Here is a 16,717-nt window from a genome sequence, read left to right on the forward strand (position 1 = left end):
ATACATATCTTATAATTATATTTAACCTAAGTACAAAATTAATATATCCTAAAAATCGTACTTTTTTAACTGATAGATTTTAGCTCTAAGCATTTTTAATTTTTTACCATACCCATTTATGTTAGTTGTATTACAAGAAGAAACATCTTCTATTTCTTTTTGTATAGAATTAATAAGCGCATATAGTTCCTCATCAGAATTAGTCATTTGACGAAATATTTTATCAAAGAATTTTTTCCTTTTATAGTTAGGAATAAACTTTCTACACACCTTTAAAAACTTAAATATAATTACTTTCCATGAACTACTAATTTCTGATGGCGTAATTGTTCTACTTTCTATTTTATCAATAATACTATTTATATCTGTAATAAGATTATCTACTACAATACTTCTCTTTTTCCTATATTTTTGCAATAAATAATCAAAAATAATAAATGCTAAAACACTTTGAACAATTGCATCTAATAATAATGGTACTGTAGAAATATAGTTATCATATGTTTCATATTTTTGAATAATTGCATAATAAGCTAAATTATCAATTTGCATTCCAGTAAACTGAGATAATACATCAAGTATATAAACTAACCCAGCAAACCAATAAAATTTATTTCTCCAATTAAATTTAACTACACAAATATAAATTATTATTAAAGCACTTATGAAAAAACCAGACTTAACAAAGTTATCATCTAATGAAGCTATTTTTTCAGAATATGAAAAAAAATCATCAACTGTTAATTCATTTTTATCTAAATATTCCATATACAATTTATTAGCCATTATACTTTTTTTAATCTTATACTTGTTTTTATTGATTACCTTACAAAAAGTTTGAATTCTTCTATCTGCTTTTACTTCACTTAAATCAACTATACTTATTGAATCTATCACTTTCGTACTTTCATTAATTTCACTGTTAAAAAATATATTAGTATCTGCTCTTCCTCCAGTAGCATACCTTTGATATGTCTGAGGGAAAAAATTATTTATTGAATATAACCCAAAATATATAGCTATTGTTAATGGAATAAACAATACCAACATTATACATAACATAAAAACCTTATAAGCTGATTTATTCATGTTTTGTCATACCTTTCATATATAAATTTAAGCCATTGAAAAAGTATTGTATTTAATAAAACTATTTTAATCTTCATTATCAAAGATTCAATTCCATTAATAAATACTTATTCAACGGCTAAATATTACATTGTTGTTTTTTAATAGTTATATTTTACTACAAACTCCGGGTCATTTTGATATGCAAAACTTATTGTTGCCCTTCTAGATTGTGAACTGACAGAAACTTCTTCCTGCAATTCAGCATTAGATGGTATAACAGTACCTTTTGTTTCTTGTTGGTTAATTTTAGCTCCTATTGGAGTTAATACAGTAACTTGCACTCTTCCACCTGGACTTAATATTAATGTATCAAAAGGAAGCAACACTTGAAATTCAAATGTTGGAACTTGAACTCCATCTAATGGATACAATTTATAATCATAGGTTAATAAATAAGTATTTGTTGCACTAGGCACAGGATTTAATTGAATCTTTTTCAGAATTGATAAAAGTAATAATCTTGAAGAATCATTAATTACCTCTTGCAAATTTCCACTTAATGCTTGTTGTTTTATATCGTCAACCCCATTTAATAAAGTCGCTTCACTTTGTGGATACATCTTAAGATTTGAAATCTTAAAAATTTCTAATACTGCTGGTGGAACTGTTGACCCATTTGGCACATACCAAGCAGCTTCTGAAGAAATTGGTTCATCAGTTACTAACAAAGTTTCAACATGAACAGTGTCATAACCAGCACCATATTGTGATGTTCCAGTGATAATAGCAGTTAAATCTTGTAGTTTTATATTTGACATCTTTACACCTCATATTAATTTTATTTAAGATATAAAAAGACATAAAATATCATACAAAAATATAAACCAAAAGCTCCTTATCTATTGATTTATTAGATTCAATCCGATATAATTAAGCATGTATAACAAAAAAATACTAGATTGTTTTTATTTTTGTAGTAATTTTATGAAAACCTAAGTTTGCAGACTTGGGTTTTTTTAATTTTTATCTTATGTATAAAGATTACCATAATTATCATGTGAATGCAATAATAAAGTTAATTTTTTTTAACTTACACTATCTATTCTATTATCTTTTACAACTTATATGTTAAAAAAATTAAACATTTGTATGTTGCAAAATTACATTCTTATGTATATAATGATATTATTAAAGGAGTGATTATTGTGAAAATATCTGAAGTTATTGGGAACAATATTGAAAAACTAATGCTATCTTATAACATAACAGCAATTGAACTTTCAAAAAAAATAGGTGTTACAAGGCAAACTTTTTCTAACTATATTAATGGAAATAGTATTATTGATAGTGAAAAACTTAAATTGATAGCTGAATATTTTGGTAAATCCTTGGACTACTTTTTTATTAATGAAGAAATAATGGCCCCATTAATGTTCAGAGCCACAAATCCAAAAGAAACCATTGATAATGATTCTCTTATAGAATTGCAACAATATATAAATGATTATTATGCCCTATTAGAAAACTTTGGTGAGAATATAATTTATACACCAGAACAATATAACTTATCCATTCAATTAAATTCTAAAAATGTTTTAATTAGCGACCCTGCACTTAATTTTAAAATATTTAATTATAAATTGCCTAAAGAACTAGAAATCATCATTGAAAACATTGCATATGAACAAAGAAAAAAACTGGGGATTGAGGAATCAATTGGTTCAGAAATCATTTATGCTATAGAATCCAGTGGTATAAAAGTATTATTTAAGAAATTAAGTAATTCTAATTTATTTGGTGTTTCAGCTCTAAGTTCTGACAAAGGATTTTTTATTTTAATTAATGATTCTGATGAAATTACCGAAGAACGTAAAATATTTAGTTTACTTCATGAGTATGCACATATTTTATTACACAGAGAATGTTATACTAATAATATTTTATATAATAACTATGGTGATAAAAAAAATATTTTTGAAGCTACAGCTGATGCTTTTGCAGGATATTTTCTCGTTCCAAGGTATATTGTAAAAAAATATGAAGAAATTTTAAATAGACGTCCTCTTTTACTTGGTGACTTAATTACTTTAAAACAAAGATTAGGTGTTAGTTTAGGTGCCTTTACAATGTCCTTATATAGATATGATTATATAACACAATCTGTCAAAGGTCAGATATTCGATATTCTTGCAAAAAAAGGATACTCGAAATCTGAACCTAGCTCAATATTAAAACTTGAAAAAAATAGAATCTATAATAATTTAATCAGGTCTTCATTTTTAAAAGAGTTCATAACACTAGATAAAGTTGCTTATTTACTTGATGTAGATATTGAAACTGCTATTGCTATAACAGAAGAATGGAAAGCTGATAGTGCCTATATAATTTTATAAAATTATATAGGCACTATCTTTGTTAAGCGTAACTTGAAAATTAATTATCAAGTTAAACTTAGTATTTATTTGGACTCTTACGTATATGTTCCTCACAATTAGATTTTATAAGAATACTTATCTATATTTAATTGATTTGTGCTCAAGTCTTCAAATTCTTTTTTAAGTTTCATACCATCGCTCTCTAAATGCTAAATTTCAAATTCAAACACTTCACCTGATCTTTCTATGCTAAGGATTTTGCCCCAAAACAAATCAAATTGTTTTGGTATTCCAGGATAAATATCGGTTTAATTTCCCATATATCGATATAACATAGATAACATTGCATCATCCTTCAAATTATATATATTCTTGTTTGAATCAGTACTATAATTATCTTTAGTTAGCTTAGCACTAATCAATAATACTGGATACATATAAAATATAGTTGATAACAAACATAAAGCACATTAATTTCTTTAAATTTCCCATTTGCTCTCCTCCTTTTCATTTATTAAAATCTCACATTTATAATAAATTACACACAAAATTCTATTACTAATAGTAGTTAATATGTTAGTTAATGTTATATACAATAAAGTTTGTATATATTAATTTTTAGGACTGTGATAATATCTATATTTCGTATTGTACATATTACAATAAAATTTGTTTATATTTTTATTGAATCTAATTAAAACAAAAGAAATCATACAATAAAGTTCGTTTATCTTTCACCTGTTTTTATTCTATTTTATTATTCCATTTGATTTTAAAAGTCATTTTGTTTTTGGCAACTTTTCTAATTTATTATATAGTGGGTATTTTATTTCTCTACCTATAGATGCCATAGTTACCTTCTTCTTAATATTTTTCTTATTAACCTCATCACTAGTTATCATATACAATTAGGTATGTTTAAATTTATTCCTATAACAAAGATAAACGCTATGCTTTGCCTCTACATATTACAATAAAGTGTATTTTAAAATTAATTCAGCTGGATTAAAACAAAAAACTTATACAATAAATTTGGTTTATTTGTTGGTTTTTATTTGTAATATATAAATATATTTTCAATTTATACACCTAAAAATAGACTTATCCATATTTATCCTCTATAATTATATTGTGCACAAATATTTTTTATAGAAAGGAGGTCACTATAATGAACCAAGAGGAAATTATTTCTAAAGTAAATCAATTGCAATCTGAATATAACGACCTTGAATCTCAAATTAACGAGTTAGCAGATGAGCAAGAAGCCATTTTCTATGGAAGGATTAAAGTTGCAAACCGTGACTCCGAATTGAATAGGCTCTATAAACAAGAAAGTGATTTGAAATTTAAGAAAAATGAAAAGAGAAAAGAATTGAATTATTACAAAAATCTTAGGGAAGAATAATTTTAAAATAAGGTGTGAATAAAATGTATCTTTTTTCAAAATAAGAGAACACATAGTACAAATAGACTATGTGTTCTTTTTGATTATTTGCTAACTTTTTCTTTGAATTCTTTTCCTGCTTTAAAAACAGGAGCCATTGTTGCAGGAATTTTGATAGCTTCCTTGGTTCTAGGATTTCTTCCTTCTCTAGCAGCTCTTTCTCTTGTTTCGAATGTTCAGAATCCAACTAATTGAACTTTATCCCCATTAGCTAGTGATTCTTCTATCATATACAATTAGGTATATTTAAATTTATTCCTATTAACGAAGATAAACGCTATGATTTGCCTCTACATATTACAATAAAATGTATTTTAAAATTAATTCAGCTGGATTAAAACAAAAAACTTATACAATAAATTTAGTTTATTTGTTGGTTTTTATTTGTAATACATATATCTTATATTAAATTATCCTGTTATTTTTTAACACTAATTTTATATTAGGTAACTTTTCTAGATAATCACTAACAGAATGCTTTACTTCATTTTCTTGTTTAGTATAAAAACTATAATTTCATCTATTAACCTTAAGTCTGTCTATTTTTTATTGTCTTAATACCCAATCCTTCACTTATTATATCGCATTTGTTTGCCTCTTTATATTATATATTCTTCTACTTAACCTTCACTTTATTTCTAATATTATTAATTTTAAAAGTATATCTATATTTGATGACTGCAAAAAAGAGAGCTTGCTTAGGATTCAAATTACGCGTCTCCTAAACAAGCTCAAAAATAATAACTAATAAAATCCTTCTATTCTAATATTTTTCCATCATTAATAATGATTTTTCTATCACATTGATTTGCTATATTAACATCATGAGTTACAATTATTACAGTGTATCCTTGCGAATTAATATCCTTTAACATATCCATTATTAATAATCCTGTTTTTTGATCTAATGATCCTGTTGGTTCATCAGCTAGTATAATTTCCGGATTATTAACTAAAGCTCTTGCAATAGCAACTCTTTGCTTTTGCCCTCCTGATAGTTCATTCGGTGTTTTAGTAATATGCTTCCCTAATCCTACTTTCTTTAAAAAATCTATGGCACTATTTTTTATATGCTTGTCTTTTTTTTGAGAATAAATAAGAGGAATTGAAACATTTTCAACTAAATTATAATCATTAAGAAGGTTAAAATTTTGAAAAATGTATCCTATTTTTTTATTTCTTATATTCGCAAGCTTCTTAGACGAAAACGTACTTACAACTTCATCATCTAATTGATACTTTCCCGAAGTAGGTACATCTATGCACCCTAATATATTTAACAATGTTGATTTTCCTGAACCAGAAGGCCCCATAATAGCAACTAGCTCACCTTTTTCTATAGTTAAATTTATATTATCTAAAGCTTTGGTAAAATCATATTTTTTATTTACATCTATTAATCTAATTAAACTCATATTTATCTTAAAACCTCCTATTATTTATAATTAATATAAATCTGCAGAAAATAAATTACTTTAAATCTACTTGCTCTTTAATAATTCAACTGGCTCCATTTTTCTTATAATTAATATCGGTTCAATAGATATTATTATCGTAAGTATACATATGATTAATATATTAACTAGTAATTGAATTATATTAAATGTACTAATTATTGTTTTTATATCAGTTTTTATATATAAAAATACATAAGATAAAATCATAGATGAAATACTAATTAATCCTATCTCCATAAATACTTCTTTACATAAATTAGATACTGTTGCTCCTAGGCAAATTCTTATTCCAAATTCTTTTTTTCTTCTATGCAACTCACCTATAATTATGCTTATAATACCAATAACAGAGATTAATGTTACTGTAATTCCTAAAAACAAAGAATTTTTCAAATCGCTTTGCAGATTTGATTTAATTCCCTCGTAATCTTTTTTCAATGAATATGATGATACATATAACCCAGTATTTTTAAGATTATTATTAATTGTATCTTCAACTAACGAAACTTTTGAATTGTCATACATTTCAACAAATATTCCCAAATCATTTATGCTTAATCCAGTACTAAAATCATCTACCCCTTTAACCGTTGGAATTACAACCAAAGAATCAGAGTATACAACATTCTCAATAAAATTGCTTTTTGCTAATAAAGATGGTATTGAGTGTTTGTCCATTATGCCTACAACCTTAAACGTTACATTAACTTGCTTAATTCCACCATTGAAACTTGAAGCATCATAGATATATGCAGAATTATGAAAAGTATCTCCTATATGAACCTTATCTTTATAATCTAAACCAATTAATATAGGAATTTCTTCATGTGTATAATCTACATTAAAATCACTTGCTTTTAATCCTCTTCCCTCTTTCATCTTTATACTATAACTATTTATAAAATCATTATTTACAAGAATCTTACTTGTATACTGATAAAATTGTTTGTATTGACCTTGTAAATTTAATTTCCAATACTTTTCATTAGCTTTTTGATCTAATCCATCAATCTTCAATGGAAAGGTAAAAAACACCTTTGCATTCCTTATAGTCCCATTATCTTTTAAATTATCAAAAGTTGTCTCTAAGTTACTAAGCTCTCTATAATGTTTGAAGTACTCTTTACTTTCTTGCCCATTTTTATTAGCTGCCTGCTTAATAACAAAAGTATTTTTATAGTTAAATAAATTTGCAAAGTTATTTTCTTTTACTTTCTTATCAATTACTATAGAAGATGCTGAAGTGACCATATATAATCCAAAAGATAATTGCAAAATTATCAGGATAAATATCAATTTTTTTCTCCTAATTGATTTGAACACATTTATCATATTTATTCCTCCGCTAGTGCTTGTGATGGTTGAATCTTTAATAAATACATATATACTGGCAATGCAGATATATACGCTGTAACTATAGAAAGAAGTAATGCATAAATAAAATTGCTCTTATATAGCGCTATACTAACATTAAATATGCTACCATTATTCACCTTATAAAGAATAGTTTGTACTAATAAAGCGAGAATCATTGACATAAGCGATATTATTGTTAACTCTGAAAAAAGAATGTTAAATATATTTTTGTTAGTTGCACCCAAAACTTTCCTTATAACAATTTCTCTTTTTCTAGTCTCTAGCCAAAGCGATGATATATTAATGGAATTCAATAATATTATTACTATAATCACCAATGATACCTTAAAAAGATACTGGTATTCTTCGCTATTGTCATTAACAACATATGGTGAAACAGTAAGCTTAGCATTGCTACTATATTCCTTAATGCTTGCTTCAACCTTATTTAGTGCCTTGGTGATCGCCGTCTGTTCACCGTTAATTTTAATCACTAAGTCATTGTCACTTAGATTAATATTTTCAACACATTCTAAAAAGACTTTTTTAGGAACTACTATTTTTTGTTCTCTTTCATTTGTTATACCACTTTCAATTAATACAAATTCTTTTGAATCTCCCTTAGTGTTAAATGTCTTAAATGAGTATTTATTATCTGATACATCAATGGTCGAAGAAAATATTGCTTTATTTGAATTAGATTCAAAATCTACTTTTGAAAAAAAACTTCCTGATTTCATATTTACAAACGGTTTTAATCCTTTATTTATGAAAGTAGTAGACAAAGTAAAATTTTCACTTTTATTCAATTTTACCCCCTTCGATACTTCTAGTGAAATATCATCATCTTTAAGTAATTGTTCCAATTTCAAAAGATCATAATTATTACAATCACTAAATGATAAAATCTTGTTATTATCAGAGTTAAAATATTTTGCTTTTAATTTTTGTTCTTCTATTACTGAATTACCTATTGAGAATGATAATATAGCTAGAGTATATGCAATAATAAAAAAAGTGGTAGTTAGTTTTCTTTTAAAAATTGATTTTAGTATTCTCATAATTATCCTCCTATAACCCTAGTAATAATTATACATATTTTTTACAAATTTGCAATTCTTAAATAATATTGACTTTATATTATATTTATGTAATAATTTGGTTGTAAATATAATATATAAGGGGGATAATCAATGAAAAAAGGATTAAAAAAATTTATAGCGGCATCTGCATTGAGTGTTCTACTTGTTCCAAGTGCACTAGCTTATGCAACTCCACCTTCTAAAACAACTGTTTATTTCAACTCGACTAGTAATAGGTATGAAGACTGCGTAATGGTATCTGGTTCTAGCGCATATGCATGGTCTGATTCTTATCTAGATTCAGGAGTAACTACTGTCAAGGCATACGCTTTACCTAGTGAAGGTACTTGGACTGACGACTACGGTAGATACTGGGCTGAAGCTCAAAGTTATGGTGGCAATTCTAGTGGTAGAGCCCGTTCTGAAGCTCATTTACCAAGTGGTACTTTTGCTCAACATGAGAGAAAGATGCCTTTTAACTCAGAATTTTTCTATAATGCTAGGTACTAAATCAATTTCAAGGTATTGATAAGTAGTACAAAAAGTATGTTTCCTTTATGGCAGACATAAAAAAAAATATGTCTCCCACAAAGGAGGCATACTTTTTTTAGTTCAAAATCTAAAATTACATTTAAATAGAAATTATTTGCAGTTAAATGTTCTTTGAAAGCAAGATTATGAATAAAAAAAGATTATCTATCTTACTAGCAGGATTAGTAATACTTTCTAATCTTTCAATGAGTAGTATAAAAGTTTCTTCTAAAACTCAGTCCGAAGTTCAAGATGAAATTAAGTCAAATAATGAAAAAATCGAAGATCTTCAAAATGATAAAAATACTATTCAGTCAAAAGAAAATCAAGAGCAAGATAAATTAAAAGAAGTAAGAAAAAAACTATTTGACAAAAATACTCAACTTAATACTATACAAGCCAAATACTTCCTAATGCACTTTTTCAGTTTTAACATATTTGTTCGCTAACTCTGTAAACCCTTTTATTCCACCTGATAATTTCATTATTTCACCGAATGCACCAAACAAATATAAAAACATTACTATATACACACTTTCTTCACTTGACGCTGATTTAACTAAATGTTCTATAGCTATAATACATCCATTAATTATATTACCTCCACCTAATAGTATTCCACCAGATAGAATTCCTATTATGAGAGATGCTATTATTCTCTTCGTAGTCATAGCTAAGATAATAACTATAATTGTTATAAATAAAGAAATTAATCCTTGACTCATATAGTACACATCCTTATCAGAAATTTTAATATGCTTATTCTCCCCGATAAATATATAATTACTCATATTATCAAAGATTGCATTAAATAAGTTATTTATTGTAGAAATGCATTTATCGTTACTTTGCACCTAACATCGATGCAAAGTAAAAAAACACACATCCTCAATCTCTTGAGAATGTGTGTTTTCATTTTATCATTAATCTAATTTACTAACCTTTCAAGATCAGCTATTATCACATTAACTTTTTCAAGTTTTCCTTTAGCATAATCTTTATCTCTTAGCCATTCGATACCCATTTCTAAGCATCTTTTTTCTTCTTTGTACTCAGCTAATAATTTTACTAATTCACTATTCATAAACTCACCTCATATGAATCTTCTATTATTAAATGAATTATTTAATTTAAATAATATGAGAATACACAAATTCAGTTTAAACAAACCTTATTGTATATAACTGTACATTTATGCAATTATTAAACTAGACTGAAGTTACCATCTTTATTAAAACTTACTAACTTAATTACATACATACCAACTTTATTTAGTCGACACAATAGTGTTCTTGTGTTTAGCTATTATTATTCAACTGTTACTGATTTTGCTAAGTTTCTTGGCTTATCAACATCGCAGCCTTTTCTTACTGCAGTATAGTAAGCTAATATTTGAAGTGGAACTACTGAGTATACTGGTGCAAGTATTGGCATAACTCTTGGGATATAAACTGTTTCATCTACAGTTTTCTCAATGTCTGGATGTCCTTCCATTGCTATTCCTAATACATTTGCTCCTCTAGTTTTAACTTCTCTTATATTACTTACCATCTTATCAAATATATCTTCTTGAGTTGCAAGAGCTATAACTGTGATTCCTTCTTCAATTAAGGCTATAGTTCCGTGCTTTAACTCTCCACCTGGATAAGCTTCTGAGTGGATATATGATATTTCTTTTAGTTTTAATGATCCTTCTAATGCTACTGCATAGTCTAGACCTCTTCCTAAATAGTAAACATCTTTTTCTTTATATACTTTATCAACGAATGTTTTTATCTTTTCGATATCGCTTAATATTTCAGCAACACCTTCTGAAAGATCTAGTAATCCGTCTTTTATTTTGTTAATTTCAGTTTCTCTTATAGTATTCTTAACTTCTGCCATATATAAAGCTATTATATATAATGCTATTAACATAGTTATATATGCTTTTGTTGATGCAACTGCGATTTCTGGACCAGCCCATGTGTAGAATACATCATCAGCTTCTCTTGAAATTGAGCTACCTACAACATTAGTTATAGCTATTATTCTAGCTCCCTTATCCTTAGCTAATCTTAATGCTGCTAAAGTATCAGCTGTTTCTCCTGATTGGCTTATACAGATCATTAATGTTTTATCAGTTATAAGTGGATTTCTGTATCTGAATTCAGATGCATAATCTATTTCTACTGGTATCTTCGCTAATCTTTCGATTACATATTTTCCAACAACACCTGAGTGATATGCTGTACCACATGCAATTATATAAACCTTGTCAAATCCTTCGATTTGCTCTTTAGTTAAGTGAATACCATCAATTTTAATCTTTTCACCTTTAACTATTCTTGAAGTTAAAGTATCTTTTATAGCTTTTGGTTGTTCATATATTTCCTTTAACATGAAGTGCTCATATCCGCCTTTTTCAGCAGCATCTATATCCCATGTTACATGGAAAATTTGTTTATCAACCTTGTTTTTATTTTCATCATAAATTGTTATTCCATCCTTAGTCATAACAACAAATTCTTTATCTTCTAATAAATAAACGTCTCTTGTTTGACCTAATACAGCAGGAATATCTGAAGCTATGAAGCTTTCATTTTCTCCAACACCTATAACAAGTGGACTGTCTTTTCTTACAGCAACAATTTTACCTGGATCTTTTTCTGATATTACGCCTAATGCATAACTACCTTCCATTTTCTTTGTTGCTTTCATAACAGCATCTTCAAGATTTCCTTCAAAATAGTAATCTACTAAATGAGGTATAACTTCTGTATCTGTCTCTGATACAAATTTATATCCTTTAGCCATTAGCATCTCTCTTAAAACTATATAGTTCTCAATTATTCCATTGTGAACTACTGCTATGCTTCCATCTTCATTGCAATGAGGATGTGAGTTTACATCTGAAGGTTCTCCATGAGTTGCCCATCTTGTATGACCTATTCCTATACTGCTTGTAAAGTCACTACTTGCAACTCTTTCCTTAAGGTTAGATAGTCTACCTCTGCATTTTTCTACCTTGATATCATCATTCTCTAAAACAGCTATTCCTGATGAATCATAACCTCTGTACTCAAGTTTACCTAACCCCTCAATTAAAATCGGAGTTGCTTTCTTTGGTCCTAAATATCCTACTATTCCACACATAAATAATTCTTCCTTTCATACTAACTATTTTTAACCATAATTATATGAAATATTCTATAGGTGGAAGGCTTTTTAGTAGATGAACCACTACATAAAACCTAAAAACCTCTCCGAAAATTTTATTTTTTCAGCAAGTTACCATATTAAGTTTTTTGTGCGGCTCTTCTCAGAATTTTATTTTTTCAAAAGCTTGTACTTTTAAAATGGCAAAACTCTGGGAAGCTTTAAACTCCATGTTTAAAACTTCCTAGTACCTAGCTGAATTTGTTCTAAGAATTACTTCTTAGGTTTGCCAGCTTTTAACGGTAGTACTTATACCGTGGGGCACCCGCTGAATTTTCGATAATCCCCAACCTCGTCAAGTTAAATACTTAAACACCGATCTCATGTATTTAACCTCTAGCGCTTTAATATTTAATTATTTACCTATGTCCCTCCTTCTTTTTCTTATTTTTCTATAATTATGGTTTTTGTCCAAGCCTCCACAATTCAATATATTATACTATATAATATTTCATGTCAAACTATTTGTTACTTTATTAACTTTTAAATAATAATAGGGTTAAAAATCCTATTATGGATTCTTAACCCTAGTTATAAACTCTATTTTGTAAATGAAGCTTTTACTTCTTCATATTTACTTACTATAGCATCTACTAATGGGCTATCTATATCTAAGCTTGTTATATCTGCAACTGCTTTTTTAATTCCATTAGCTTTAATATTAGATTGTACTTCTTGAGATTTTTCATCTTCAGCATAATCAAATAATAAACCTGCAGCTATACCAGTTAATATGTTTTCTCTTTCGATATTAAGCTCATAGCAAAGTCTTAATGGAGTTATTAATCTATCATTTCCAGATAACTTTCTTATTGGGTCACGTCCTACACGGAAAACTTCATCTTTTAGATATGTGTTTTCAAATCTACCTATTAATTTTTTAGAATAAGCAGTTAAAGCTTCAATATCTATTTTGTGTTTTTCACTTAAAGCTTTTACAGCTTCAGCATGGAACCCAACAATAACTTTCTTAATTGCTTCATCTTGAATTGCTTCATGGATGTATTTATATCCCTTTAGGTCTCCTAAATATGCAGTGGTAGCATGTGCTCCATTTAAAAGGAATAATTTTCTTTCAAGGTATGGTCCTAGATTATCTACATATTCAGCACCATTAACATTGCCATTTACTTTTACTTTATTCTTTTCTATATCCCATTCATAGAAATCTTCAACAGCAACATCTATTGGAAGTTCTTTTTCAATATCTACATTAGGTACAATTCTATCAACTGCACTGTTAGGGAATCCAACATATTTGTCTAGGTTTGCTTTAAGCTCGTCACTAGCACCTTCTAATATTCCACCTTTTAGAATATCTGTAGCCATTAATGCATTTTCACATGCAATAATATCTAATTCTTTTTTATTAGTTTCAAATCTTTTTTCTAAAAGTGTCTTTAATAATCCACCAGTGCTCTTTAAATTGTTCGCACCTATAGAAGTAGTTATTAAATCTGCTTCTTTAACTACCTCTTCTAGACCAGCCATATCATGTAAATGTACAGCTTTTACACCTTCTATTTTTTCTTTATTTTCAGAAGTGCTTAATGTTATTACTGTGTATTTTTTATATTCATTAATTGCATTTACTAAAAAATCTGATATATCTACAAAAGTTACTTCGTAGCCTGATTTTGATAATAAATAACCAATAAAACCTCTTCCAATATTTCCAGCTCCAAAATGAACAGCTTTCATATTACATTTCACCTTCTTCTTCTATGATTCTCATTATTTCGGCTTCAGTTTTTGCATCAATTAACTTTTGAACATTTTCTTCATATTGTACAGTTAATGCGATTTGAGAAAGGAAAGCCATATGATCGTCTCCTTTTCCTGCTATACCTATAACTATATATGCGATGTTTCCTTCACCAAAATCAACTCCGTCAGGATATTGTAATATAACTATACCTGAATCTAATATTTGTTTCTTGTATTCATTCATTCCATGAGGAATTGCTACTCCATTTCCCATGTATGTTGTAACTTCATTTTCTCTAGCTTTCATGCCTTCGATATAATTTTCATTAACATATCCTCTTGAAACTAGTAACCTTCCTGCTCTTTCTATAGCCTCAAATTTAGATTCTGAAGAGAGATTAAGCATAATATTTTCTTCAACTAAAACACCCTTATTCATTCAATTGTCCTCCTCTTTATTTACAATATTAATTAAATTATTTCTAATATCAGTTATACTACCTATCTTTAATGTTTCAACAAATTCTTTTTGCTCTATTAATGAAACACTAATTTTTCCTAAAAGTTGTAAAATGTAATTACTTTCATTTTGTCTTGCAAGTAAGACTAAAAAAGTTCCTACTTCTTCTGTTGAAAAGCCTATACTAGACATACGAATTGGATCCTCAACTCTGTATACCCCTACAAAAGGAGTAACCATTTCATCACATCTTGTATGAATTAAAGCTATCCCGCTTCCTGGAACAACTACATTACCTTTTTCTTCTCTTTTAAGTATGCCATTTATAATTGCATTTTTATCATGAGTTAAATCAATCTCATATATATCTTCTACAATAAAATTTATCAAATCTGCAAAAGAATCAACTTTTGTTTTTTTCAATTGAAAATTCTTAAGAATTGTATTGGCCAATTCATATTCAGAATTTGTAACCTCATCATCATCTAAAGAACTTGGTAACTGTACAAGTTTAACTTGATTATCAAGCTTGAAATCAAAAATAAAACTATTAACCTTCTCTATGTTTTCTTTTGTCATAAAAGGTGATACCACAATTACTTTATTCTTTATGCTTAAATTAATTGGAACGGTAGATAAAATTAAGTCAAAGCTTTCCTCTTCAAGTCTTCTACTAACATCGTTTATAGATGTAATAGCCAAATTTCCTATATCAGGGAAAAGCGCTTGTATTTTATTACATAAGATTCTTGCAGTTGCAATACCTCCAGGGCATACTACCATAGTTTTTATTTTCCTTAAAAATGCCTGCTGCCTCTGCAACGCTACATCTATATGCATTGTTATATAGCCAACTTCTTCTAAAGGTATTTTCAAATTATATCTAGAAAATATCAACTTACATTTATTATTGATAACCTTAAATAAATCTGTATAATGTTCCTTTATTTCACTTATAAGTGGATTTATAACAACTAGTCCCAAATTTAACATATAAAACGTTTGTTTTAAATGTTGTGACAGATCTCTTATTAGTTGGATATCATTCATTAAATCTACTTGTATTTTTTTTGATACCTCTGTCACTAATTCTAAAGCTAAATCCTCATAATTAATATCTGATTGAGTGAAATTTCCATTACTATTTAGGAAATAATTATATTCACTTAAATACAATGATAAATAAACTAACTCATCCTCAGGTAAGTTAATATTATTTTCAATTAAAGTTTCATTTATATTTTTTAATTTTTCATATACGTCTAAAGATTGTATTTCTTTTTTTATCTTTTCTGGCAATTCTATATTATCGCCATTTTCAGTTTTCTTAATTGATAAAAGAATTTGAATAAAAAGGCTAAAATATTTTACATCATTAACCTTAATATAACTGAATTTTGATTCTTGAAATGTTTCTCTAACTAAATTTATTATTTTTGTTCCAAAAATAATCTCAAAAAATGCTTTTACTGTTTGGTCTACTTTTTCATCGTATAGTATTGGTAATAAATCTTCATATGGCTTAAGCTCAAATAGAAGTTCTACCAAAGCAATTCTTTTATTCCATTCTGACCCTTCAATACTAATACCATGACTTCTTTTTCTAATTAAACATAAATTTTTAGTAAGTACCATATTCTCGATACTATCTAGGTCAAGACTAATGCTGCCCATAACTACATTAAATTTATGACTAAAATACGAAGCCTTAATTGGTTCCTTAGTTACAAGCAATTCACAAGCAATTATAATTTGCCTTTGTTCTTTATTAAATAACCACTGCATAGGAACTTGATTTAGAGAAACTTTTATCTCCTCAATCTTATCCTTGTTTCCTGACAAAGATAAATTCATATCCTCATCATTAAATATATTTACGCTATATTTTTTCAAACTTTTGTTTATTGAAGAAATTTCTCTTAATATAGTTCTAGTGCTTATATTTAATTGTTTATGAAGGCCCTTTATATTAAAGGGGCCTTCATTTAAAACTTTATTCAATATAAATTGCTGTCTAGGGGTGAAATTATTCATTT

At 27.4% G+C, this 16,717-nt stretch carries 15 protein-coding genes and 1 pseudogene; 4 read left to right on the forward strand and 12 right to left on the reverse strand.

Annotated elements, in window-relative coordinates; genetic code table 11:
* Positions 1 to 48: 48 nt before the first annotated feature.
* Positions 49 to 1,089, reverse strand: a complete 1,041-nt coding sequence (locus tag PTZ02_RS16755; RefSeq protein ID WP_274228931.1) for a hypothetical protein — start codon at positions 1,087 to 1,089, stop codon at positions 49 to 51.
* Positions 1,090 to 1,229: 140 nt separating this feature from the next.
* Entirely contained in the window at positions 1,230 to 1,889 is a 660-nt protein-coding gene (locus PTZ02_RS16760; RefSeq protein WP_274228932.1) for a hypothetical protein, read from the reverse strand.
* A gap of 387 nt (positions 1,890 to 2,276) precedes the next feature.
* On the opposite strand from PTZ02_RS16760, the gene PTZ02_RS16765 reads away from it, so the two are divergent.
* Both PTZ02_RS16765 and PTZ02_RS16770 read left to right on the forward strand, forming a co-directional pair.
* Positions 2,277 to 3,464, forward strand: a complete 1,188-nt coding sequence (locus tag PTZ02_RS16765) for a helix-turn-helix domain-containing protein (RefSeq protein ID WP_274228933.1) — start codon at positions 2,277 to 2,279, stop codon at positions 3,462 to 3,464.
* Between the two features lie 1,150 nt (positions 3,465 to 4,614).
* On the forward strand, positions 4,615 to 4,851 hold the full coding sequence (locus PTZ02_RS16770; RefSeq protein WP_274228934.1) for a hypothetical protein: 237 nt from the start codon (positions 4,615 to 4,617) through the stop codon (positions 4,849 to 4,851).
* Positions 4,852 to 4,934: 83 nt separating this feature from the next.
* Here PTZ02_RS16770 and PTZ02_RS16775 read toward each other — a convergent pair.
* The 4 genes and pseudogenes from PTZ02_RS16775 to PTZ02_RS16790 form a co-directional block, all read right to left on the reverse strand.
* Positions 4,935 to 5,117, reverse strand: a pseudogene (locus tag PTZ02_RS16775) (HU family DNA-binding protein); the annotation flags it as partial.
* A 531-nt stretch (positions 5,118 to 5,648) separates the two neighbouring features.
* Positions 5,649 to 6,305, reverse strand: coding sequence for an ABC transporter ATP-binding protein (locus PTZ02_RS16780; protein ID WP_274228935.1), 657 nt, complete (start codon positions 6,303 to 6,305; stop codon positions 5,649 to 5,651).
* A gap of 66 nt (positions 6,306 to 6,371) precedes the next feature.
* Positions 6,372 to 7,679 carry an ABC transporter permease gene (locus PTZ02_RS16785; protein ID WP_274228936.1) on the reverse strand — a complete coding sequence of 436 codons (1,308 nt, stop codon included), beginning with the start codon at positions 7,677 to 7,679 and terminating at the stop codon, positions 6,372 to 6,374.
* A 2-nt stretch (positions 7,680 to 7,681) separates the two neighbouring features.
* Positions 7,682 to 8,764: an ABC transporter permease gene (locus PTZ02_RS16790; protein WP_274228937.1), complete on the reverse strand. Its 1,083-nt coding sequence runs from the start codon at positions 8,762 to 8,764 to the stop codon at positions 7,682 to 7,684.
* A gap of 132 nt (positions 8,765 to 8,896) precedes the next feature.
* Between PTZ02_RS16790 and PTZ02_RS16795 the strand changes: the two genes are divergently transcribed.
* On the forward strand, positions 8,897 to 9,295 hold the full coding sequence (locus PTZ02_RS16795; protein ID WP_274228938.1) for a hypothetical protein: 399 nt from the start codon (positions 8,897 to 8,899) through the stop codon (positions 9,293 to 9,295).
* Between the two features lie 167 nt (positions 9,296 to 9,462).
* Positions 9,463 to 9,765: a hypothetical protein gene (locus PTZ02_RS16800; protein WP_274228939.1), complete on the forward strand. Its 303-nt coding sequence runs from the start codon at positions 9,463 to 9,465 to the stop codon at positions 9,763 to 9,765.
* Here PTZ02_RS16800 and PTZ02_RS16805 read toward each other — a convergent pair.
* From PTZ02_RS16805 to PTZ02_RS16830, 6 genes are all read right to left on the reverse strand, one after another.
* The gene (locus PTZ02_RS16805; RefSeq protein ID WP_274228940.1) at positions 9,727 to 10,041 is read right to left on the reverse strand and encodes a hypothetical protein; all 315 of its coding nucleotides are present in this window, start codon (positions 10,039 to 10,041) and stop codon (positions 9,727 to 9,729) included. The genes PTZ02_RS16800 and PTZ02_RS16805 overlap by 39 nt on opposite strands.
* A 203-nt stretch (positions 10,042 to 10,244) precedes the next feature.
* Positions 10,245 to 10,400, reverse strand: coding sequence for a hypothetical protein (locus PTZ02_RS16810; RefSeq protein WP_274228941.1), 156 nt, complete (start codon positions 10,398 to 10,400; stop codon positions 10,245 to 10,247).
* A gap of 224 nt (positions 10,401 to 10,624) precedes the next feature.
* On the reverse strand, positions 10,625 to 12,451 hold the full coding sequence (glmS, locus tag PTZ02_RS16815) for a glutamine--fructose-6-phosphate transaminase (isomerizing) (protein WP_274228942.1): 1,827 nt from the start codon (positions 12,449 to 12,451) through the stop codon (positions 10,625 to 10,627).
* Between the two features lie 603 nt (positions 12,452 to 13,054).
* Positions 13,055 to 14,215, reverse strand: a complete 1,161-nt coding sequence (locus PTZ02_RS16820; protein WP_274228943.1) for a mannitol-1-phosphate 5-dehydrogenase — start codon at positions 14,213 to 14,215, stop codon at positions 13,055 to 13,057.
* 1 nt (position 14,216) lies between these two features.
* Positions 14,217 to 14,660, reverse strand: a complete 444-nt coding sequence (locus tag PTZ02_RS16825; protein ID WP_202769293.1) for a PTS sugar transporter subunit IIA — start codon at positions 14,658 to 14,660, stop codon at positions 14,217 to 14,219.
* Entirely contained in the window at positions 14,661 to 16,715 is a 2,055-nt protein-coding gene (locus tag PTZ02_RS16830) for a BglG family transcription antiterminator (RefSeq protein ID WP_274228944.1), read from the reverse strand.
* Positions 16,716 to 16,717 lie beyond the last annotated feature (2 nt).

The sequence above is a fragment of the Clostridium sp. 'White wine YQ' genome, assembly GCF_028728205.1.
Classification (GTDB): Bacteria; Bacillota; Clostridia; order Clostridiales; family Clostridiaceae; genus Clostridium_T.